Source organism: Acinetobacter sp. V102_4 (assembly GCF_031799005.1).
GTDB lineage: Bacteria > Pseudomonadota > Gammaproteobacteria > Pseudomonadales > Moraxellaceae > Acinetobacter > Acinetobacter calcoaceticus.
The window spans coordinates 138336-159503 of sequence record NZ_JAVQNR010000037.1 but is presented as its reverse complement, the minus strand read 5'-3'; the positions used below and the strand labels follow the sequence as shown (position 1 = coordinate 159503).

19 protein-coding genes and 1 pseudogene are annotated in these 21168 nt (G+C 39.9%); 6 read left to right on the top strand and 14 right to left on the bottom strand.

Annotated features, from left to right (window positions below; all coding sequences use genetic code 11):
- Positions 1-23: 23 nt before the first annotated feature.
- From RMB13_RS09495 to RMB13_RS09460, 8 genes and pseudogenes are all read right to left on the bottom strand, one after another.
- Positions 24-317, bottom strand: coding sequence for a hypothetical protein (locus RMB13_RS09495; RefSeq protein ID WP_209830857.1), 294 nt, complete (start codon positions 315-317; stop codon positions 24-26).
- A gap of 105 nt (positions 318-422) precedes the next feature.
- Positions 423-968 (bottom strand): TetR/AcrR family transcriptional regulator, encoded by a 546-nt coding sequence (locus RMB13_RS09490; protein ID WP_311085117.1) that lies wholly within the window; start codon positions 966-968, stop codon positions 423-425.
- A gap of 721 nt (positions 969-1689) precedes the next feature.
- Positions 1690-2778: a hypothetical protein gene (locus tag RMB13_RS09485; RefSeq protein WP_311085116.1), complete on the bottom strand. Its 1089-nt coding sequence runs from the start codon at positions 2776-2778 to the stop codon at positions 1690-1692.
- 21 nt (positions 2779-2799) lie between these two features.
- Positions 2800-3670: pseudogene (locus tag RMB13_RS09480) on the bottom strand (metal-dependent hydrolase).
- 35 nt (positions 3671-3705) lie between these two features.
- Positions 3706-4935, bottom strand: a complete 1230-nt coding sequence (locus RMB13_RS09475; protein ID WP_311085115.1) for an NADH:flavin oxidoreductase/NADH oxidase family protein — start codon at positions 4933-4935, stop codon at positions 3706-3708.
- A gap of 57 nt (positions 4936-4992) precedes the next feature.
- Positions 4993-5862: a metal-dependent hydrolase gene (locus RMB13_RS09470; RefSeq protein ID WP_311085114.1), complete on the bottom strand. Its 870-nt coding sequence runs from the start codon at positions 5860-5862 to the stop codon at positions 4993-4995.
- Between the two features lie 13 nt (positions 5863-5875).
- Positions 5876-6622: an acetoacetate decarboxylase family protein gene (locus tag RMB13_RS09465; RefSeq protein ID WP_311085113.1), complete on the bottom strand. Its 747-nt coding sequence runs from the start codon at positions 6620-6622 to the stop codon at positions 5876-5878.
- Positions 6619-7422 carry an SDR family oxidoreductase gene (locus RMB13_RS09460; RefSeq protein WP_311085112.1) on the bottom strand — a complete coding sequence of 268 codons (804 nt, stop codon included), beginning with the start codon at positions 7420-7422 and terminating at the stop codon, positions 6619-6621. The genes RMB13_RS09465 and RMB13_RS09460 overlap by 4 nt, the downstream gene beginning before the upstream one ends.
- A 108-nt stretch (positions 7423-7530) precedes the next feature.
- Between RMB13_RS09460 and RMB13_RS09455 the strand changes: the two genes are divergently transcribed.
- Positions 7531-8580, top strand: a complete 1050-nt coding sequence (locus tag RMB13_RS09455; RefSeq protein WP_311085111.1) for an AraC family transcriptional regulator ligand-binding domain-containing protein — start codon at positions 7531-7533, stop codon at positions 8578-8580.
- 102 nt (positions 8581-8682) lie between these two features.
- Here RMB13_RS09455 and RMB13_RS09450 read toward each other — a convergent pair whose 3' ends face one another.
- The 4 genes from RMB13_RS09450 to RMB13_RS09435 form a co-directional block, all read right to left on the bottom strand.
- Positions 8683-9561, bottom strand: coding sequence for an NAD(P)-dependent oxidoreductase (locus RMB13_RS09450; protein WP_311085110.1), 879 nt, complete (start codon positions 9559-9561; stop codon positions 8683-8685).
- On the bottom strand, positions 9561-10937 hold the full coding sequence (locus tag RMB13_RS09445; RefSeq protein ID WP_132069630.1) for an MFS transporter: 1377 nt from the start codon (positions 10935-10937) through the stop codon (positions 9561-9563). The genes RMB13_RS09450 and RMB13_RS09445 overlap by 1 nt, the downstream gene beginning before the upstream one ends.
- A 33-nt stretch (positions 10938-10970) precedes the next feature.
- Positions 10971-11942 carry a D-erythronate dehydrogenase gene (gene denD / locus RMB13_RS09440; RefSeq protein WP_311085109.1) on the bottom strand — a complete coding sequence of 324 codons (972 nt, stop codon included), beginning with the start codon at positions 11940-11942 and terminating at the stop codon, positions 10971-10973.
- Between the two features lie 219 nt (positions 11943-12161).
- Positions 12162-13097, bottom strand: a complete 936-nt coding sequence (locus RMB13_RS09435; protein WP_311085108.1) for a LysR family transcriptional regulator — start codon at positions 13095-13097, stop codon at positions 12162-12164.
- Positions 13098-13208: 111 nt separating this feature from the next.
- Between RMB13_RS09435 and RMB13_RS09430 the strand changes: the two genes are divergently transcribed.
- The 3 genes from RMB13_RS09430 to RMB13_RS09420 all read left to right on the top strand — a co-directional run bounded on the left by RMB13_RS09430 (position 13209) and on the right by RMB13_RS09420 (position 17855).
- Positions 13209-14384 (top strand): fumarylacetoacetate hydrolase family protein, encoded by a 1176-nt coding sequence (locus tag RMB13_RS09430; RefSeq protein ID WP_080027180.1) that lies wholly within the window; start codon positions 13209-13211, stop codon positions 14382-14384.
- A gap of 88 nt (positions 14385-14472) precedes the next feature.
- The gene (locus RMB13_RS09425) at positions 14473-16260 is read left to right on the top strand and encodes an IlvD/Edd family dehydratase (RefSeq protein WP_080027181.1); all 1788 of its coding nucleotides are present in this window, start codon (positions 14473-14475) and stop codon (positions 16258-16260) included.
- Positions 16261-16277: 17 nt separating this feature from the next.
- On the top strand, positions 16278-17855 hold the full coding sequence (locus RMB13_RS09420) for an aldehyde dehydrogenase (NADP(+)) (RefSeq protein ID WP_311085107.1): 1578 nt from the start codon (positions 16278-16280) through the stop codon (positions 17853-17855).
- 102 nt (positions 17856-17957) lie between these two features.
- Here the strand turns inward: RMB13_RS09420 and RMB13_RS09415 are convergent, their stop codons facing one another.
- Positions 17958-18815, bottom strand: a complete 858-nt coding sequence (locus tag RMB13_RS09415) for an SDR family oxidoreductase (RefSeq protein ID WP_311085106.1) — start codon at positions 18813-18815, stop codon at positions 17958-17960.
- A gap of 127 nt (positions 18816-18942) precedes the next feature.
- Here RMB13_RS09415 and RMB13_RS09410 point away from each other — a divergent pair, with 127 nt between their 5' ends.
- Positions 18943-19302 carry a helix-turn-helix domain-containing protein gene (locus RMB13_RS09410; RefSeq protein WP_003651924.1) on the top strand — a complete coding sequence of 120 codons (360 nt, stop codon included), beginning with the start codon at positions 18943-18945 and terminating at the stop codon, positions 19300-19302.
- A gap of 106 nt (positions 19303-19408) precedes the next feature.
- A complete protein-coding gene (locus tag RMB13_RS09405) occupies positions 19409-19849 on the top strand; it encodes a helix-turn-helix domain-containing protein (RefSeq protein ID WP_005040300.1) in 441 nt (146 codons plus the stop codon).
- 62 nt (positions 19850-19911) lie between these two features.
- Here the strand turns inward: RMB13_RS09405 and RMB13_RS09400 are convergent, their stop codons facing one another.
- Positions 19912-21162 (bottom strand): NADH:flavin oxidoreductase/NADH oxidase family protein, encoded by a 1251-nt coding sequence (locus tag RMB13_RS09400; RefSeq protein ID WP_311085105.1) that lies wholly within the window; start codon positions 21160-21162, stop codon positions 19912-19914.
- Between the last annotated feature and the right edge of the window lie 6 nt (positions 21163-21168).

The following is a 21168-nucleotide window of genomic DNA, read 5'->3' as shown; positions in this document are numbered from 1 at the left end:
AAAATTCAATTCATATAAATCACCTAATTAGTATTTCCATTTTGTTTTTTAAATATTTTTAATGCCTCATGTCTGGTTTTTTGTGTATATTTTTTTGGCATGCCTACTATTTCTTTAAGCATTAAGATTATTTCATCAGAAATATACTCGGATTTTTTACTCAATAGGTTTAGAGCTAATATAGTCCAATATTCAGAAGTCCTATCTGTTAGAGCAAAAACAAGTATTTCTCTAATTTGTTCAAAAGAATAGATCTCAGCTATATTCTCAACTTCTTTATTTTCAAGTATTAATAAGCCAGTCCTCACATCTTGCATTAAAATCCCCTCATTATTTGTTTAGTTTTAATGATCTACAGTTATAACTTTAAATTAATCTCTAATCTTTAGTTAGTAAAATTTAGAATTAAGCATTGTCAAATATTACCCAAAAAACCTCTCCACCACCACATCCCTCTCGTCCAAACTTTTTGAGCTTAAAATCTGGAACATCAAGCCATCAATTAAGTTTAAAACCATATTAGCATCAGGTTTTAACGGGCAGTTTTCCAAACTAAAAACCAGATCAAAAAGCTCTCGAACTAACCATTTTCTATATTCAATTGCCATGTGGTAGGCCTGAGAGTAAATCTGTTTAATTTCAAAAATGGCTTTAAGTAATAGATAGTACAGACTATTAAAATTGACATGTAAAACAATAATCTCTTTGATTTTATCGCTTGAGGCTCGGTAACGGCTTGAGTAAATAATTGCCAGCACTTCTTCTTTCAATCGGCTTTTTTGAAAAGATACGCACCTCTCAACAAGCCGCTCTTTTGAGTGAAAATAGTTATAAAAAGTAGCTTTAGGAATTTTGGATTCTCTGGCAATTAAGTCCACGCCCGTATTGTGAAACCCATAGATATTAAACAGCTCTATGGCGGTATGAATTACCTGTAATTTTTTGGAAGATGTTTCTAAAGTTGGCATAGTTTTACCTTTATAAATTCTTGTTGTTTCTAAAAGAGATACTTTTCTAGGAGAAAAAAAGGCATAGCAAAGCCATAAAGACTGTGCTTGGCACATCTCAAGTTTTATTGTTGCTAAGTTTTTGGTCGTGACGAATTAAAGTCCGATAAGCCTAATGGCGATCAAACTGCTTTAAAAGTTTAAGTTGTGTCGTTATAGCTTTTGGCAAAGACTGCCAAGAAAAAATGAATGTGCAAAGCCAACTCCTTCTATTGGGAGTTCTGCCAGACATTTTAAATTATGGTGGCAGAACGGAAGCGGGTTGACGGACTGGTTTCAACTCCAGCACACTCGAAAGTGTCCCACTCCCGTCCTACCGCTACGGGAGGGAACGAGGTGTGCACACAAAACTATTCCTCAGAAGAAATAATCCTGATGTGGTTGAAATAACGGTCCGTCAAAACCGACTGGCGATGTAGGCCAGCAGGCAAAGGATAGTGCTCTGCCCTTTAGCAGTCAAGCACAAAAAATCACATTTGTTTTAAATTAGATCATTAAAAAGTAAGAATAAATAATGAATAAATGATTGTTTAAGAGGGGTTTATAAAGGTGCAAGATTTTAAGAAGATTAGGGGAATTACAGCATTAAAAAGACATGATTTTGAAAACTGTAACCTTTTTTAGAAATGTAAAGATTACAGTTTTTTGGAGTTATAATTCTATTTGGTATTACTTACGAGGCTCACTTTTGTAAGATTTCACCAAATTTTAAAGCACCAAAACTAAAAGTCGGTTTTAAACCAGGAAGTGCCCAATATGCTGTCATTTCTGAAGAAGGTACAAAATTATAGAAATCTTCGTTTTGGTAACATGAGCCAGCGATTGTCTTTTCCATTACCATCGAGATGTATTGATCAAGTCCCCCTTCAAGTGTGTTCCCATTTAAAATTACTTCCATACCTGTCGCTTTTGCGTATGCACGTACACCAGGAATATTAGAATTTTGAGGAGAGTAACTATCGGCACAAACACCATTTTCACTTGAAACTAATATTCCTATAGGCGTATTAACTACTAGTGAGTGATTACCTTCGGTATGGCCAGGAGAACTAATAAGAGCGACCCCCTCTCCCAATAAAACAGATTTTTTTAATAAAATTACTTTACTAAGATCAATCCCACTAATCCCATGAGGGCAGTACCAATCTTTTTGAGGTGGTAAAAGCTGTAAGGTTGAACACCATTCTTGATGCATGACCAATAGCTTAGCATTTGGGAAAAGCCCTATTGAATTATTTGTACCTAACCATTTACGTAAATCTTGAGTATGCAAATGGTCATAAGAAATATAATCAATCTCTTCAGGAAGAATTCCTACTTGGGCCAAAGCATCCTCAACCCGATTATAGAGTGGAGCTACATATGGAGAAACATAATCTCTAAGCCAATTGGGAGCAGTTTGCTCCAATCGTTTAAAGTATGGTGTTTCCCTATTTGCGTCTACATCTGATGGAGAAAATAGTAAAGTTTTTAATCCACTTGAGGTCTTGAATCGCACTATAAAAAGTCGATTAAGAATATGCATGAATGGTGTTAAAGCAGAACATGCATTTAGTAGCCCATATTTTGTTGGGTAAGGTACACGAATAAGATCTATAGTTTGATAGTAACTTACCGTATTTCCAGCCAATATATCTTCTCTTAATTTTAAAGCCGCCTCTCTTACACTATTTAATCGTGTTAAAGGATGTGTTGATAAACGAGCTTTATCAAAATGTTCAAGATAAGAAATATCTAGTTTTTCAAGTTCTGTTTGCGATATTGGATTCATTTTCTATCTTTCTCTAGAAAATCATTTGAACTCAGGCATATTATTTAAATATGTCAGTGCTTGTTCCGTTGAGCCTTCATTTAGTGGACTATGTTTAGGGTTAAAATAACGTAAGCATGCGCGCAGCACATAATCAGCACGAGGAACACGGTCTTGTCGAGCTGCTCTGAAATAATCTTTGAAACGAAAACGATGTGGTAATTGCGCATCTTGCTCTACTAGATTTTCGACAGCAACATAAGCCAAAACAATAAATAGCGGGAACGTGACAACTGCCGCCCCAGCCCGAAGTACATTGCTATTGCTAAAAATATCTAAACATTGCATCGGCTACTTCACGGTGCTCTACCTCTTCAGCTCCGTGCCATTGCAATAAACGTAACATTTCTACATCGACAGGTGCTTGTTGTAGTCCCTCTGCATTGAGAACCCAATGTCCTAACACTCCAGTTAGATGTTCGGCAGCAGCCACCATTGCCAATCGGGTCGTTAACCACATCGACTTTAAGCGTGGATGCTTCAATTCATAGCCTAATGGTTTCGGGCCAATCATGTCATTAAATATCCAATTCGTCATCTTGGTATAACGACTTAAATCAATCCCTAAGGCCTCTATGTGCCGTGTTCCAAGAGTGTGCCCATAACTATGAGCACCCTCTTGTTTAATGAAAGCAATTGCTGCCTCTTTAATTTTTTCATCTTTAATGTAAGGCAATGCATCTCTAAACGTCTGACAAAACCAACGTTCTGGTGCAGGTGTAATCGGGTTAATTGAATTTAATATTTGAGAAACTATTGGATCGTCATAAATCCAATGCGTTGGCGTTTCAGTAAAATTAAATACAGGACGCCGCGGAACAATCACATGGTTTTGTCTGATTAAACTATTCATGATAATAAATCCTTATATATCAAAAGCGCTTCCCATTAATCCTGAGTCAGAATGTTAAAGCCCATACGTGGACCAAAGGCAATCAATGTTCGCACTAAGCCCTTAATCGCTTTGGGTTGTTGCCCACTGCTAATACGGCGAAATTGCGAAGCATGCCAAGCGAGTTGCAAATAGGCATCTACTGGTTTGTATCCAATGGCTGGAATTTTTGCTGGTTTTAATACCGATTTTCCGGCTAACAGTTGTTTGGCTAAATCTGGTTGTATTGCAAAAGGCCGAGCCAATCCAACCAAATCGACCGTACCATTGGCAACAATATGGTTCATAAAATCTACATCTCGCAGCCCACCTGTTAACATCAGTGGTAATTTGCTTTGTTTGCGAAGTGCGGTGGCATAGTCAATAAAATATGCATCACGTTGAGCAGAACGATCTGGTGCATAGCCTAACTGTGCAGGAGATTCATAATTCCCGCCTGAAATCTCTAATAGGTCGATCCCTCCTGCTTCTAAAGCTAATGCAATTTGTAGAGACTCTTCCTGACTTAAGCCGCCCTTTTGAAAATCGGCAGAGTTGAGTTTTACGCTTAATATTTTGTCTTTGCCTATTGCAGCTCGTACAGCTCGAACCGTTTCAATCAACATACGGCGTCGATTTTCAGGACTGCCACCCCACCCATCTGTTCGAACATTTGAGAGGGGTGACAAAAATTGCGAGAGTAAATAACCATGTGCGGCATGAACCTGTACGCCATCAAACCCTGCTTTAACAGCAAGCTCTGCGGTTGTAGCAAAGCGTTTAATTTGCTCTAAAATATCTGCTTCAGTCATCGCTCGTGGAATACGAATAATATTCATAGCAGGTAAATCAAGCCCGACTGCTGAGGGCGCGATCGGCTTTTTCAAAAGTGGCAAAACCGCAACACGACCCGGATGGTTAATCTGCATAATAATTTTGCTGCCATTGGCCTTAGCAGCCTGAGCCCATAACTTATTTGCTTGTAAAAATTGCTCATCTTGCAAAACGACATTTCGTGGCTCAACAAAAGCACGATGGTCAATCATCACATTGCCCGTAACTAACAACCCAGTTCCACCCCTTGCCCATGCTGCATAGAGTTGCTGTAAGTCTGTAGTGGGTGAGCCGTGTCGATCAGCCAATTGTTCACTCATAGCCGACTTTGCAATACGGTTGGGTATGGTTATGCCACATGCCAATTTTAATGGTTGCTGTAACGGAGAACTTGTAGATGTAGACTGTGCCATGGTAATTATTCCTAAAATTGTTTGTTCTGTGAGTACTGCACAAGCACCAACTTTTGATTATTTCAGCAGCTCTTCATTGAAATATTGTTTTTTTAATAAGTTCATCATGTCCCGATTGTCATGCTGCCAAGGGTGAAAATCTGCGGAGAAAAAGTCGAGATAATGTCTGCCAATCCGTCTAACTAAACCTTGTTTTCCAAACAAATAACGAAGACCTTGATAAAGTTCTTTTAAATCTCGTTGTTTGCCCGAAGCTCGTAACAGTTCGGTTGTTCCTCTGGTGGTAATGACAAGAAAAGAAAGCGTGGTTTCTATCATGACCAATCGCAAGAAATAAGGCCTATTGACCAAAGACTGATACACATCAAAAGCTACAGCTTTATGTTCTGTTTCCTCAATCGCATGCCATGCCCAGATTTTTCTGACATGTGTATTAAACAACTCTAAATCTTGAGGCGCGGTGCTAATAAAATAGTCAGCTAGAATTGCTGTGAGGTGTTCCATACATACCGTGCAAGCAAGCTGATGAGCTGTAGAGAATTGCTCTTGCATCAAGCGATTCATCTTTTTAAAGCGCTTATAAATTCGGTCTACGGGATAACCCTTTTTCAGCATGACAGCATTGAGCACGTCATGTTCTTTACCGTGATGTGCTTCTTGACCAATAAAAGCACGGACTTGTTTAAGCAGAACAGGATCTTCAATTTTTGCCTGATAATTACGTACACTATGAATAAATTGACGTTCACCATCTGGAAATGCGCTCGATAATGCAGTCAACAACATTGTAAGTAAGGCATTGTTATCAAACCAGAACTCAGGAATTTCATCCGGAAAAGTAAAATCCATTGTTCTTACAGGAATATCAATTGAAGCCGAGATTTTAGAAAAATCTTGTGTTTGTTTTGACTTAAAGAACGCATTCATCTTTATTCTCCAGTTATAAAACGCGAGGATTAAATTGGCGCAATAAAAATAACGGCGTGCGTAGACGAGGTATTTGAATTGGAGGAATTAACCCACCCGATAAATCAACTCGATGCAATCTTGCCTCAATGACTTTACCTAGTCCCATATCGTGTAAAGGATCATTTACAGTACCCGTAAAACGTAAGTTCATTTCTACACGACGGACTTCAAGTGGATGTTCTTTCGGAGTAAATCGAACCTCTCGTGGTAAACCAAGGCCCAATCCACCTGTGATATTACGATGTGGTAGCCCTAAAATTGGAGGTGCATCATCAATGACTTCACCAAGCTTAGCCTCCATTTCAATGAGCGTTGTACCGCGGCGTGAGGCATTGCTAACAATACGTTTGCCGTCATTTTCCCAACTAATCTCACCCATCTTTTTAGGATAGCCAAGCAACTCACGTCCAATAATCATGGCGCGATCATCGTCCAAAATCATCCAAGGACAAAAGATTCCTGTTTTATTGCCTACTTTAATATGAACGAATAAACCCGCTTCATGGTAAGTACCCGTATAGACGTTTTCTGGGAAATAAGCACAGAACAAATCAGCTCTTGCAGGTTGAACCAGTGTCATCCCAGACGGTAACCAACGAGCCATCGCTTTTTCATCCACTTCAACAACAGCCGTTAAATACTGCGCATTGTGATACAGCTTATTGCCAAGATTGGCTAAGCCCACTGGAACACTTAAATCATTGATGAGCTGTCTCATGACTTTAATCTCGAAAATACTTGTTTCAGAATTGGGAGCAAGATGATGCGCGGGGTATAACGTCCCCCAAAAGTTTGCGCCTGCGCAATAAAACCGGGAATCACAATACGGCGATTGCAATCCATGCCTTGAATCGCTTCTTTAGCTACTCGTTCTGCTGTTACCCAAACAAAATTTCCACCGACTCCATCAATTTTGGTAATTCCAGCAACTTCATTAAAACCTGTTTTAGTAGGACCCGGAGCAAGTAAAGTACAGGTCACGCCTGTACCACTTAGTTCGCTATGCAAAGACTCTGCAAATGAGTTTGCAAATGCTTTAGTTGCCGCATATGTGGCATTTGCCGGAGTCGGTTGATGACCAGAAGTAGAGCCTACAATCAGTATTGCTCCAGATTTTCGTTTGAGCATTTGTGGCAACACGGCTAAAGTCAGGTCGTGAATTGCCACACTATTGACTTCGACTTCTTCACGCTCTCGATCTGCATCTAACTCTTGAAGACGTCCAAAAGTTGCAAAACCTGCGTTATTACAAAGAATGGAAACCTCAATACCTTCTAAATACTGACGAAACTTAGCTCTAGCTTGTCTATCTCCCAAATCACATGGATATAAATCTACAGATATTTGATATTCAACTTTTAGTTTTTCAGCCAGTGCTTCTAATTTTTCGACACGGCGAGCGACTAAAACTAAGGAATAGCCTCGTAAAGCGAACTGTTTTGCTAACTCTTCACCAATGCCCGATGAAGCACCTGTAATCACAACGCGAGATGAGGCTCGTGGAATAGGTAGGCTCATAATTCTTGCTCAAAATAGAATAAATTGATTATTCCGAAGTTTTAACTTGAGCGTGAGATGTAGATCAGACATACTGATAATCATTTTCGGCCACAACAAAAAAAGAATATGAAGGATCCTTATGGGCTATCCAAAGCCAGCATTCCTATTTCTTATGCTCATTTATTATTAGAAATTATGGTAGACAAAGGGTTTTCTGCGCTTGAAATTTTGAAAAAAAGTAAAATTCCCTTAACACTTTTAGACCAATTAGACGCCCGAATTACCCCTATGCAATGGTCTAAACTGGCGTGGGAAAGCTTGTTATTGTCGAAAGATTCTGGCTTGGGATATGAATATGGAATAAAACTGCGTTTAACTGCTCATGGCCCGATGGGATACGCCTTAATGAGCAGCCCCAATTTACGTCAAGCCATTGAGGTTTCAACGCAATTCTTTAACATGCGCTTAAAAGATTATCGTATTGCCCTGCTGGATGAGCATAAATTTTCTATTATTGAAATTAAAGAAACTCACCCTGTTGTCAGCAATCAAGCCGCACAAGCAGAAACGCTAAGACGTTTTTTTTATGAGTGTTTGATGATTGGTGTGATTCAAGCTGGTCAATTTTTAAGAGAACATGATTTAGCTGATATTGAATTATGGGTGGACTGGTCAGAACCTAGCTACCACAAAGCTTATCAACATTTATTACCTTCCATTCATTTTAATCAACCGACTAATCAAATTCGGTATAAAAAACAGCTTCTAGATTTACCTATTAAAATGGCAGATCCAATTGCTTTCAAACAAGCTCTAGCCCAATGTGAAGCTGAGCAACTCCGCTTTTCCGAACAAATTAAAGATATATGCCTGACCGTAAAAGCAGAATTAAATTTAAAACCACAGTTGGGTTATCCTTCATTTGATGAAATTGCTGATCGCTTAAATATGACTAGCCGAACATTACGGCGCCACTTAAGCCAAGTCGGCTCTTCATATGTGCAATTACTTGAAGAAGCACAACAAAAAGAAGCTGAAAACTTATTACTCAATAGTGATATGGAAATACAAGAGATTGCTCTTTATCTAGGCTATATCCAGCCTACAAATTTCACACGGGCTTTTAAGAAATGGACTGGAATGACGCCAATCCAATTTCGTAAAAGAACAGAATAGCTTAACTTTTTGAGCATTATTTAAGTGTAAAAACACCACAAATGGTTGGTGAGTAATTGAATATTTTAATTACTCGACCATTTGTAGTGTTTTTATAAAAGGTTATAGAGCTAAATGATTCATCCGCTCTAACTCACGAATTAAACCAGAGTGATCAAGCTCACCGTCTCCAGCCCCAACCATGTTTTGAAATAATTGATTGACCAATTCAGCAATCGGTAAATTCAACTCTAGTGATTTGGCATAGGTAATGGCTGTATCTATATCTTTGTATTGGGTTCGAGCAGTGCCTCCCGGTTTGAAATTTCGCGTTAATATCCGTTCGCCATGTTGTTGTAAAATTGGAGAGTCAGCAAAACCACCTGTTAATGCCTGTTTCAATTTCACGGGGTCAGCCCCTGCTTTACTCGCAAGCAATAAGCCCTCACTTACTGTTGCAATAGTGGTTGCCACAATCATTTGATTGACTAATTTAGCAAGCTCGCCACAGCCGGCAGCGCCTACCAAAATTGGTCGGCCCATCGCTTTTAAAATAGTCTCAGCCTGTGTGAAGGTAGCAAGTTCACCACCTACCATAATGGCTAAACTGGCGTTTTGGGCACCTTTTTCACCTCCAGACACCGGAGCATCTAAATACCTCAGCGATAGCTCTTTGCATTTTTCACTTTGCTTTTGTGCAACTTCAACGGGTATAGAACTCATAACAATCACGGTGCTTTCTGGTTTTAGCTGCGAAACTGCACCATGTTCTTTAAACAAAATTTCATCACAGGTTTTTCCATCACTGAGCATGCAAATCAGAAACTCTACATCTTTTCCGACTTGCTCGAGTTGACTGCAAACTTCTGCACCAGCCTGTTTTAAAGAATCTGCTTTAGATGGAGTTCTGTTCCAAACCTTAACTTGATGGCCTGCTTTTAATAAATTCAATGCCATCGGCATTCCCATAATGCCTGTACCAACAAATCCGATGGTCGCCATTATTTTAACTCCGTAGCAGTTCGAACTTTGAATTGTTGTTGCTCTGCTTTTAAGCTATTTGATTTTAACTTTGCCAATAGAAGCAACCCTAAACCACCCATCGCCACAAATCCTGCAATTGTCAGGAATGCGACCGTATAGGTTCCTGTAGTTGTATATAAATATCCTGTTAAATACGGACCAGTAAAACCACTTAAGTTGCCGACTGAGTTAATTAACCCAATTCCCGCTGCTGCTCCCACACCTGTTAAAGTCTGACCGGGAATGGTCCAGAAAATATTAATTGCACTAAACACGCCAATCGCAAGAAAAATAAAACCAACAATAATTGCCCAAGGTTGATTCACGATTAAAGCAATAGCAATTGCAGAAGCAGCCATGAGTGCGGCACAAGCACCATGTTTATAACGTTCTTGTTTACGGTCAGAACGGCGGCTCCATAAAACCATCCCGACAGCTGCAAATGCATATGGAATTGCAGTGAGTAACCCATTTTGAACTAGGCTTATTTGCATACCAAATGTGTTACGGAATGACTCTAAAACACTAGGCAAGAAGAAGAACATTGCATTTGAACCGGACGTAATGCCAAAGTAAACAACTGCCATAATCCAAACCAATGGATTTTTAAACACTTGTTTAATCATTTCTTTTTTTGTTAAAGCAGCTTCTGTAGATTGTTCTTTTTCTCTTTCTTCGCGCTCTAACGTGGTCATTAACCATTGACGCTGTTCAGCCGTTAACCACTGAGCTTCTTTAGGATTATTGGTTAAATATTTTAGACAGATTAATCCTAAAATAATTGAAGGAATACCTTCAAGAATATACATCAAACGCCAGCCTTCATAGCCAATGGTATTGCCCCATTGCATAAGGCCTACCGAAATTGGTGCTCCAATAATTTGAGCAATTGGCAATCCAAGATAGAACGTGGCAAAAACACGAGCACGATATTTTGCAGGAAACCATAAAGTTAAATAAAAGATAACACCCGGAAAGAAACCCGCTTCGGCAATACCGAGCAAAAACCGTAAAACTATAAACTGTGTGCCACTATGGATGAACCCCATGAGTCCAGCAATAATGCCCCAAGTAATCATGATTCGGGCAATCCAGATACGTGCCCCAAACCGATGCAGTAAAATATTACTCGGCACCTCTGCAATAAAATAACCAAGGAAAAATACGCCCGCACCTAAACCAAAAATGGTTTGAGTAATTCCAATGGCATCATTCATATGTAGTGCAGCAAAACCAATATTGGTTCTGTCTAGAAATGCCATAATGAATAAAATAATGAGAAACGGGATAATTCGACTCGAAACACGTTTAATTGTCTGCTCTTCGAGAGCAGTTACATTCTTGATATCTTCCATAATAACTCTCACATCAACTGGCGATCACTGCCATTAATTTTGGGTATCTTCTATATGTGCCTGAATGACGCTTTCAAAATTCTCATCTGCCTGGAAACCTAAAGATTCGGCATATTCAGCTTTCACTTGAATAGGCCAACTTTGGACAATACGTTGAATGGTTTTATCTTCTTGCCATTGCACTAAATCAGCGGCTTGTTTGCCTGCAACTTTTTCAAGTGCTTCAAGCATTTGTTTAACAGTGACAGTTAATCCCGGTAAGGGAATAATTCGATTATCTTGAAGTACATCTGTCGAAATTGTGGCGGCCTTAATCATCGATTCAACGCAGCGCCGTGGGGAAGTAATAAAAACGGGTGTATCTGACTGTACTGGGCAAACTGCTGTTTCCCCTTTTAGCGGTTCACGAATGATTGAGCTAAAAAAGGTAGAGGCTGCTTTATTTGGTTTACCGGGACGAACCACAATGGTCGGTAACCTTAAAATGCGTCCATCAATAAAGCCTTTTCTTGAATAATCCGAAACGAGCAACTCTCCTACCGCTTTTTGCATGCCGTAAGAAGACTTTGGCGTAACTACTGTCTCGTCTGTCACCACCTCTGGCAATTGACCGCCAAATACAGCGCAACCACTAGCAAAAATGACGCGAGGCCGTGTCTGTTTTTTTCTTAATTCTTCTAATAAATTTAAGAGTCCATAGAGGTTAACGTCCATTCCTAAATCAAAATCAGCCTCCGCTGCTGAACTCACCACGGCTGCCAAGTGCCATACCACATCAATATTGTCTGTAATATTTTCAACAGTAGTTTTATCGATAATATCACCTACAATGACTTCAATTTTTGGGTCTTGCGGTAAATCTTCACCAGCAAATGCATCAAAAAGAATAATTTTATTGATCGGTTTAGGTTGACCGCCATCTAAAGCTAAGCTACCGGTTTTTAAAATCTCTTTCGCAATTTGTTTTCCAATAAAACCAGTTCCGCCAGTGATTAGTACATTCATACAGGGATCCTTTCCTAATTTTTATTCACTTAAAAATTTTTTAATCATCGTGAATTAAACGATAAGGAGTCCTTGTAATAATTTCCAATGAATAATTTCTAAATATTGATAACTTTTTAATATCAGTTTTATAAGGATATTACCCAGAAATAACCTGCTATTTTTCTTATTTTTTAAATAAAAAGCCCCAAATACTTTTATGATTTAGGGCTTGTTGCTTTACTTACGTTTTGCATTTTTAAGTAAGATATTAATAAACGCAGCTGCAATGTCAGAAACTGGCTCATCTTTACGTGTCAATATTCCATAATCTTGGGCATCTAAAATTAAATCTGTTTCTAAAATCTGCAATTGCCCTTCTTTTACCTGATCAATCACCATCGCTTCTGGCAACATTCCGACCATGGGCGCGCCTTTTAATATCTGCAAAAAAGTTTGCATAGACATTGTGTTCACCGTATTTAAAGGTATTTTGACTTTTGCTCGGGCAAATGCACCTTCCATGCGCTCTCGAATTGGGGTGCCTTTAGGGTAAAGTACCCACGGCCAGTTGAGTAATTCTTCTAATGTACAAAACTTTTTCTTAGCACATGGATGCTCACTATTCACAACAATACAAAACGGCTCTGGTCCTAAAGGTTGGAAATCAAAAAACTGACTTTGGGTGACATCGGTAAAACGGCCTATGGCTAAATCTAAAGTATGTTCGCTTAACATTTCCATTAAATGGTCACTGGTTTGCTCAACAACATCTATAGAAAGTAACGGCCATTTTTTCTTAATTTCAATAATTGAGTTGGGAATCACCACTGCGGTTGCTGCAAAGATACCGCCTACTTTTAAAAAACCATGACCACCCAATCGTAAAATTTCAATATCTTCAACAAAATGCTTTGCATCATTCAAAACACGCTGTGCATATCGAATCACGTGCTCGCCCAAAGCAGTTACTGGCATATTTCGAGGCAACCGCTCAAAAACAGGAAAGCCAAGCAAGCTTTCAATTTCTTTTAGCATTTTACTCACTGCAGGTTGGCTTAGATTCATCTGCTCGGCAGCCAAATGCATATTATTGGTTCGAGCCAAAGTCTCCAATAAAACCAAATGTTTGAATTTAAACCAATTATTTAAGCTTGAATACGTCAAATCAGCCATTTATAAAAATCCTTTTCGATAACTATTCGTTATTAATAATTAAATTATTACGATTGGTGTTTATTAAATAAGAAACATATCATGATTTCAAATAAAAGAAGGATGCTTTAAATGAATGTTACTTTAAATTCCCAGAACTCATTACCAGATGATGCTACCCAAGGATGTTTAATTGGCCGCGCATGGATCCCAAATCAAATTTCTGGCCCATCTCCTATTATTTTAAAAGGTGATCAGGTTTTTGATATTTCAGAAAAGTTCAATACGATTTCCGAGTTGGTCGAACACCCAGATCCTTTAAAAGCCTTATCTGAAATTGAAGGAAGATTAGTTGGTTCAATTGATGAATTATTTGCAAATACAGTGGCTGAACCAGATACAAATAAAGCATATTTTTTAGCCCCAATTGATTTGCAAGTGATTAAAGCGGCTGGTGTCACTTTTGCAGCAAGCATGTTAGAGCGAGTGATTGAAGAACAAGCTGGTGGTGATGCACAAAAAGCTCAGTCCATCCGTGAAGTTGTACAGAATGTAATTGGTGATAATTTAAAAACAATCGAACCAGGTTCAGAAAAAGCACTACAACTGAAAGAATATTTAATTGAACAAAACATGTGGTCTCAATATCTTGAAGTGGGTATTGGAATAGATGCAGAAATTTTTACCAAAGCACCTGTTTTAGCTGCTGTGGGGACGGGTCAAAATATTGGTATTCACCCGAAGTCTGAGTGGAATAATCCAGAACCTGAAGTCGTATTGGTTGCAAATAGCCACGGTAAAATTTTAGGGGCAACTTTAGGCAATGACGTTAATTTACGAGACTTTGAAGGCCGTAGTGCTTTGCTCTTAAGTAAAGCCAAAGATAACAATGCCTCTTGTGCAATTGGCCCATTTATTCGCCTTTTTGACCATACATTTAGTCTAGATGATATCCGCGCTTGCGATGTTGAATTGCAAATTCATGGTACAGATAACTTTGTACTGAACGGCATTAGCTCTATGTCACAAATCAGCCGTGACCCAGAAGATTTAATCCAGCAAACACTCAATGAAAATCATCAATATCCAGATGGTTTTGTATTGTTCTTGGGAACTCTATTTGCACCTACTCAAGATCGGGAACAAGCTGGCGCAGGGTTTACGCATAAGGTCGGCGATGTCGTTCGCATTCATTCACCAAAACTCGGCACTCTATACAACACGGTCATGACCAGCGACAAAGCCACACCGTGGAATTTTGGAATAAATGCTTTGATACGTAATTTAAAGCAACGTGAATTACTATAATTTTCACGTATTATCGATCAGTTGAATTGTAATATTCATCTCGTGAAAAAAATTAAATTTCAAAAAGTATGAGTGAAAGGATCTAAAAATGAATGATCAAGATAAACGGATTTTTTTACGTAGCCAAGAATGGTTTGATGATCCTACACATGCTGACATGACAGCGCTCTATGTTGAACGTTATATGAACTATGGGTTGACCCGTGCCGAGTTACAGTCGGGTCGTCCTATTATTGGAATTGCACAAACTGGTAGTGATTTGACCCCATGCAACCGTCATCACAAAGAACTTGCTGAACGCGTGAAAGCAGGTATTCGTGATGCTGGTGGTATTCCGATGGAGTTTCCAGTTCATCCAATTGCTGAACAGTCGCGCCGTCCGACTGCTGCACTCGACCGGAATTTAGCTTATTTAGGTTTAGTTGAAATATTGCATGGTTATCCGCTTGATGGTGTGGTGCTAACAACGGGCTGTGATAAAACCACACCTGCCTGCTTAATGGCAGCCGCGACTACAGATTTACCTGCCATTGTTTTATCTGGTGGTCCAATGCTAGATGGCCATTTCAAAGGCGAGTTAATTGGCTCAGGTACAGTGCTCTGGCATGCACGCAATTTACTCGCAACAGGTGAAATTGATTATGAAGGCTTCATGGAAATGACGACTTCGGCATCACCTTCGGTTGGTCATTGCAACACCATGGGAACTGCACTTTCAATGAATGCCTTGGCAGAAGCTTTAGGGATGTCTTTACCTACATGTGCAAGCATTCCTGCGCCGTATCGCGAGCGTGGGCAGATGGCTTATATGACTGGCAAAAGAATTTGCGAAATGGTTTTAGAAGATTTACGCCCATCTAAAATCATGAACAAACAATCATTTGAAAATGCTATTGCTGTAGCGTCGGCCTTAGGCGCATCAAGTAACTGCCCTCCTCATTTAATTGCAATTGCTCGTCATATGGGCATTGAGCTGAGCTTGGAAGACTGGCAACGCGTGGGAGAAAATATTCCATTAATTGTGAACTGTATGCCTGCAGGTAAATATTTGGGTGAAGGTTTTCACCGCGCTGGCGGTGTTCCAGCTGTTATGCATGAATTACAAAAATCAGGTGTTTTACATGAAGACTGTGCATCGGTCAGCGGGAAAACAATAGGTGAAATTGCTAAAAATGCAAAAACCTCAAATGCAGATGTCATTTTCCCATATGAACAACCACTTAAACATGGTGCGGGTTTTATTGTGCTTAGCGGCAATTTCTTTGACAGTGCCATTATGAAAATGTCAGTCGTGGGTGAAGCATTTAAGAAAACGTATTTATCTGACCCAAATAGTGAAAATAGTTTTGAAGCAAAAGCAATTGTGTTTGAAGGTCCCGAAGACTATCACGCACGAATTAATGACCCAGCTTTAGAAATTGATGAACGTTGTATTTTGGTGATTCGAGGTGCAGGTACGGTCGGTTATCCGGGCAGTGCGGAAGTTGTAAATATGGCCCCACCAGCAGAGTTAATTAAAAAAGGAATTGACTCACTGCCTTGCTTAGGAGATGGCCGTCAAAGTGGGACATCTGCCAGCCCTTCTATTTTAAATATGTCACCCGAAGCAGCTGTGGGCGGTGGAATTGCTTTATTAAAAACCAATGACCGTCTACGCATTGATTTGAACAATCGTTCAGTCAATGTACTCATTTCTGATGAGGAGTTAGAAAAACGCCGTCAAGAATGGAAACCCACTGTCTCTGCATCTCAAACCCCTTGGCAAGAAATGTATCGCAACATGGTAGGTCAACTATCTACTGGTGGTTGTTTAGAGCCAGCAACTTTATACATGCGTGTAGTCAACCAAAATAATCTTCCAAGACACTCTCATTAATTTTCAGGATATTCGTTATGACCATCATTGGACACAACTTTATTGGCGGTTCACGCAGTGCACAAAGTGCAAACTTATTAAAAAGTGTGAATGCAACAACTGGCGAATCTCTGACTTTTGAGTTTCACCATGCAACCGAACAAGAGGTCAATCAGGCCTGTGAAGCAGCGAGTAAAGCATTTAAGACTTATCGCCACACTTCACCTGAGCAGCGTGCAACCTTTTTAGAAAATATTGCTGATGAACTCGATGCCTTAGGAACAGATTTTCTAGAGATCGTTTCGCAAGAAACCGCTTTGCCACTTGCACGTTTACAAGGTGAACGTGGCCGTACCAGTGGACAAATGCGTTTGTTTGCCAAAGTGTTGCGCCGTGGAGATTTCTTAGGTGCCCGTATTGATACCGCTTTGCCAGAGCGTCAGCCTCTGCCTCGTCCAGACCTACGCCAGATTAAAATTGGTGTTGGACCTGTTGCAGTATTTGGTGCAAGTAACTTTCCATTGGCCTTTTCAACCGCTGGTGGGGACACTGCTTCTGCACTCGCCGCAGGTTGTTCTGTGGTGGTTAAAGCCCATAGCGGACATATGGCGACAGCAGACTTTGTCGCTCAGGCAATTGAACGTGCAGTAGAAAAATCAAATATGCCTAAAGGTGTATTTAACATGATTTATGGTAATGGTGTGGGTGAACCACTGGTTAAGCATCCCTTAATTCAGGCAGTTGGATTTACCGGTTCACTCCGCGGTGGCCGAGCTTTATGTGACACGGCAGCAGCCCGCCCACAGCCGATTCCCGTGTTTGCTGAAATGTCGAGCATTAACCCAATGCTGATGTTGCCAGAAGCATTAAAAAACCGTGGTGAAAAAATAGCACAGGACTTGGCAGATTCAGTCGTTCTAGGTTGTGGTCAGTTCTGTACCAATCCGGGTTTAATCTTGGGAATTAAATCAGCCGAGTTTACTCAGCTCATTACTAACCTGACCAATATTATGGGTGGCAAACCTGCTCAAACCATGCTCAATGCCGGAACCTTAAAAAGCTACGCGGCAGGTCTTGAGCATTTAACCGAGCATCAAGGCATTGAGCACTTGTCAGGTCAAGCCCAACAAGGTAATCAGGCACAGCCACAATTGTTTAAAGCTGATGTTGAGCTTTTACTGGCGGGTGACCAGCTTCTGCAAGAAGAAATCTTTGGGCCAGCAACTGTCATTATTGGAGTTGAAGATAAAGCCCAACTCATTCAGGCATTACAAAGCATGAATGGTCAGCTTACAGCGACTTTAATTGCCGACGAAGCCGATTTAACCGAGTTTGCAGATGTGGTTCCGGTGCTCGAAGAAAAGGCTGGTCGTTTGCTTTTAAATGGTTATCCAACGGGTGTGGAAGTCTGTGATGCAATGGTACATGGTGGCCCATATCCAGCAACTTCAGATGCAAGGGGCACCTCGGTTGGAACCTTGGCAATTGACCGTTATTTACGTCCTGTGTGTTACCAGAACTATCCGCAAAGCTTATTACCGGAAGCCTTAAAAGACAGTAACCCGTTGCAGATTTTAAGGCTGGTTAATGGCGAAATGACCAAAGATACTCTATAAACTTAGCCACAATTTATATGAGATCTACTGTAATTTCCTGACGTTTAAAAGAATAAAAGCCCTCTATTAGATAGAGGGCTTTATGTATAAAGCATTAATCATTTAAGACAAGAATTCTTTAATCGTCTCTTGCATACTGGTAGTGGCACGACCAATTAACTGATGTAGATCTTTGCTATCACTATACAAGCCGCCTTTAGATACGCCTTCATCTGAATCTGCCAAGATGCCAGCAAACCCTTCTGGTATACCCAATTGTACCAAGAGTGCTTTATATTCCTCTTCTGGTAGGTCTTGGTAAATTACTTCTTTTTTACTAATTTCACTTGCCCATTTTGCAACATCATCAAGGGTATAACTCGTATCACCTGCTAGTTCATAAACTTTATTTTCATGTCCTTCTTTCGTTAATACCACAGCGGCAGCAGTCGCATAGTCTAAGCGTGAAGCAGATGCTATTTTGCCATGATGCGTTGCCCCAAAAATTTTGCCATGCTCAACTGCTTGCACAAGCCCCATTGCATAGTTTTCGTTGTACCAGTTATTACGTAATAGCGTATATGGGATATCCGATTTTTTTAAATATTTTTCAGTTTCAACATGTTCTTGTGCTAATAGAAGTGGTGATGTATCTGCGTTTAATAAACTTGTGTAAACAATAAATTTTACGTCTGCACGCTTTGCCGCATTAATCACATTTTGGTGTTGTACTGTACGTTGACCAATTTCATTTGACGAGATTAATAAAAGCTTATCAATACCAGCCAATTGTGCTGAAAGTTTATCTGCATCTTGAACATAATCAAAAGCACGAACCTCTACCCCTTTTGCGCTTAAGTCTGCTGCTTTTTCAGGGCTGCGGACTAATGCCACAATATTTTTTGCGTCAGTCCGTTCGAGTAATTGAGAAATAACCAATTGGCCGAGTTGACCTGATGCACCAGTAACTGCAATACGCATGATGATCTCCATCTGATGTAGTTGATATATTCCAATCATCGTAGTACCTTAACTTACTAAAAGTAAGTACTTACCTAAAAGTAAGTTTAGAAACAAATGTAAACTTTTGTAATGAAGGTGGTACGCGATGAAAGGATATGTTTTTGCTGCAGATTGTCCCTCTCGAAAAATTTTATTAACTCTCACGAGCCGTTGGAGTGTCTTGATTTTAGTTGCACTTCGAGATCAACGTCTGCGTTTTAATGAGTTAAAGAAAATTATTGATGGCATTAGTGAAAAGATGCTGGCACAAACCTTAAAAACGCTTGAGCACGATGGTTTTATCGTACGTCAGGATTATGCAGAAATACCGCCTCGTGTAGATTATCAATTAACAGACTTTGGACGTGAGGCTTCCGAACGACTTTTTGATTTAACTACTTGGCTTGAAAATAATTTATCCAAGTTATTAGAAAGTCAGCCTAGTGCAGACATAGTTCAAAATTGACTCTGGACATAGAGTTATTATTGTATATTTAGTATTCAAACTCGCTTAATTCGCTACTTTGTGTTACTATTGTTTTAGTAGTTACTGTTGAGTTTATTAATTCGATATGAGTAAAAATAGCAATCTAGAAGTCTGCCCAATCGCCAGAAGCCTTTCTGTGCTCGGTGATGCGTGGAGCATGTTGATATTACGAGATGCTCATGCGGGTTTCACTCGTTTTGATCAGTTTCGTAAAAGTTTAGGTATTGCACCTACAATGCTAACAAAACGTTTGTCTGTGTTGGTAGATGAAGGCTTACTTGAAAAAAGACAATATTCTGAACACCCACCGCGTGAAGAGTATGTATTAACTCAAGCAGGCAAAGACTTCTTACCTGTTTTATTTGTAATTGGCGCATGGGGTCGAAAATACAAACCTTATGAACAGCCTGAAAAAATGGTGACTTTCCTTGATGCAGAACAAGGTACTGAAATAAAACCTATTGTGTTAGACCAAATGACGGGAGCTGAAATTGGCACTCGCCCTATTCGTCTGAAAAGCGAATAATATAAATATAAAAAAGCACTCAGTTAGAGTGCTTTTTATTGGCCTGATGTAAAGTAAATTGGTTATTTTGCTCGGCTACGTTTGGTTGCATAGGTTCCCCAACCACTGAGTAAAACTGATTTAATAAATGCCCATAACCCACTTTCTTTAGGTTTCGGCTCTTTACCTTTACCAATCCGTTTGAGTTGTTGGGTATACCAAAGTACTTCCATAATCCCCAGACTATCAATTTTTTTGATGCCAGTTTTGATGGGTTGCACTGACTGAAAACCATTTTTTCCTGCCAGTAAAGATTTGGGTACATCAGGTTCAATTGCCATAAGTCTTGCAATTCCAATGACATCACATGCATGTGACTGCAAAGCTTGATCCATACCTTCTACAGTTCGGAATCCACCTGTTACCATCAATGGCGTTTTAACAAGTGTTCTCACTTTTTCTGCGAAATCAATAAAGAAAGCTTCGCGTGCGATTGTCGATGCTTTTTGTGGAGCTTTGGCTACACCAGATTCGTAAGTACCACCCGATATTTCAATCAGGTCAATGCCTGCATTCGCTAATGCCTGAATTGTTTCTAACGAGTCTTGCTCGGTAAACCCGCCTTTTTGAAAGTCTGCCGAGTTAAGCTTAATCGCGATAGGAAACTCTTTACCGACTTGTTTTCGGATCTCTGCATAAACTTCCATCAAGAAACGGCGACGTTTTTCTGGTGTACCACCCCACTCATCATTTCTTAAATTGTGCAAAGGTGACAAAAACTGGTTAATCAGATAACCATGCGCAGCGTGAATCTCAACTCCACTAAATCCAGCCTTTTTACATATCGCAGCGCTACGACCAAAACGCTGAATAATTTCTAAAATCTCTTCGTATGTTGCTTCATCAGGTGTTGCAAATAAAGACTGCATTTCTGCACCAAATGGCACTGCCGATGCAGAAATGTTCCGTACATTTAATCCTTTCGGTGATTGTTTTCCCGGATGATTTAACTGTGCCCACAATTGAGAACCTTGTTCGGTCACGGTTTTTGCCCATTTCTGTAAAATTGCAAAATCACGCTCATCCTCAACCACCACATTGCCAGCCTCACCTAAGGCTTTGCGGTCAATCATAATGTTGCCAGTTATGATCATCCCAATCCCTGATGCGGCCCAACACTGATATAGCCGAACATGTTTTTCGTTTGGATTATTTGAATAGCTGGCTAAAGTTTCACTGGTTGCAGCCTTCGCTAACCGGTTTGGAATGATGACACCATTCGGTAAAGTTAAAGGCTGATTCAAAAGATTCGTTTTTAATTGCAGATGAGTCATGGCTTA

What these genes read in the sequence shown, in the direction of transcription:
- RMB13_RS09495 (WP_209830857.1), bottom strand. Translation starts at nt 317, where the DNA reads ATGCAAGATGTGAGGACTGGCTTATTAATACTTGAAAATAAAGAAGTT.
- RMB13_RS09490 (WP_311085117.1), bottom strand. Translation starts at nt 968, where the DNA reads ATGCCAACTTTAGAAACATCTTCCAAAAAATTACAGGTAATTCATACC.
- RMB13_RS09485 (WP_311085116.1), bottom strand. Translation starts at nt 2,778, where the DNA reads ATGAATCCAATATCGCAAACAGAACTTGAAAAACTAGATATTTCTTAT.
- RMB13_RS09475 (WP_311085115.1), bottom strand. Translation starts at nt 4,935, where the DNA reads ATGGCACAGTCTACATCTACAAGTTCTCCGTTACAGCAACCATTAAAA.
- RMB13_RS09470 (WP_311085114.1), bottom strand. Translation starts at nt 5,862, where the DNA reads ATGAATGCGTTCTTTAAGTCAAAACAAACACAAGATTTTTCTAAAATC.
- RMB13_RS09465 (WP_311085113.1), bottom strand. Translation starts at nt 6,622, where the DNA reads ATGAGACAGCTCATCAATGATTTAAGTGTTCCAGTGGGCTTAGCCAAT.
- RMB13_RS09460 (WP_311085112.1), bottom strand. Translation starts at nt 7,422, where the DNA reads ATGAGCCTACCTATTCCACGAGCCTCATCTCGCGTTGTGATTACAGGT.
- RMB13_RS09455 (WP_311085111.1), top strand. Translation starts at nt 7,531, where the DNA reads ATGAAGGATCCTTATGGGCTATCCAAAGCCAGCATTCCTATTTCTTAT.
- RMB13_RS09450 (WP_311085110.1), bottom strand. Translation starts at nt 9,561, where the DNA reads ATGGCGACCATCGGATTTGTTGGTACAGGCATTATGGGAATGCCGATG.
- RMB13_RS09445 (WP_132069630.1), bottom strand. Translation starts at nt 10,937, where the DNA reads ATGGAAGATATCAAGAATGTAACTGCTCTCGAAGAGCAGACAATTAAA.
- denD (WP_311085109.1), bottom strand. Translation starts at nt 11,942, where the DNA reads ATGAATGTACTAATCACTGGCGGAACTGGTTTTATTGGAAAACAAATT.
- RMB13_RS09435 (WP_311085108.1), bottom strand. Translation starts at nt 13,097, where the DNA reads ATGGCTGATTTGACGTATTCAAGCTTAAATAATTGGTTTAAATTCAAA.
- RMB13_RS09430 (WP_080027180.1), top strand. Translation starts at nt 13,209, where the DNA reads ATGAATGTTACTTTAAATTCCCAGAACTCATTACCAGATGATGCTACC.
- RMB13_RS09425 (WP_080027181.1), top strand. Translation starts at nt 14,473, where the DNA reads ATGAATGATCAAGATAAACGGATTTTTTTACGTAGCCAAGAATGGTTT.
- RMB13_RS09420 (WP_311085107.1), top strand. Translation starts at nt 16,278, where the DNA reads ATGACCATCATTGGACACAACTTTATTGGCGGTTCACGCAGTGCACAA.
- RMB13_RS09415 (WP_311085106.1), bottom strand. Translation starts at nt 18,815, where the DNA reads ATGCGTATTGCAGTTACTGGTGCATCAGGTCAACTCGGCCAATTGGTT.
- RMB13_RS09410 (WP_003651924.1), top strand. Translation starts at nt 18,943, where the DNA reads ATGAAAGGATATGTTTTTGCTGCAGATTGTCCCTCTCGAAAAATTTTA.
- RMB13_RS09405 (WP_005040300.1), top strand. Translation starts at nt 19,409, where the DNA reads ATGAGTAAAAATAGCAATCTAGAAGTCTGCCCAATCGCCAGAAGCCTT.
- RMB13_RS09400 (WP_311085105.1), bottom strand. Translation starts at nt 21,162, where the DNA reads ATGACTCATCTGCAATTAAAAACGAATCTTTTGAATCAGCCTTTAACT.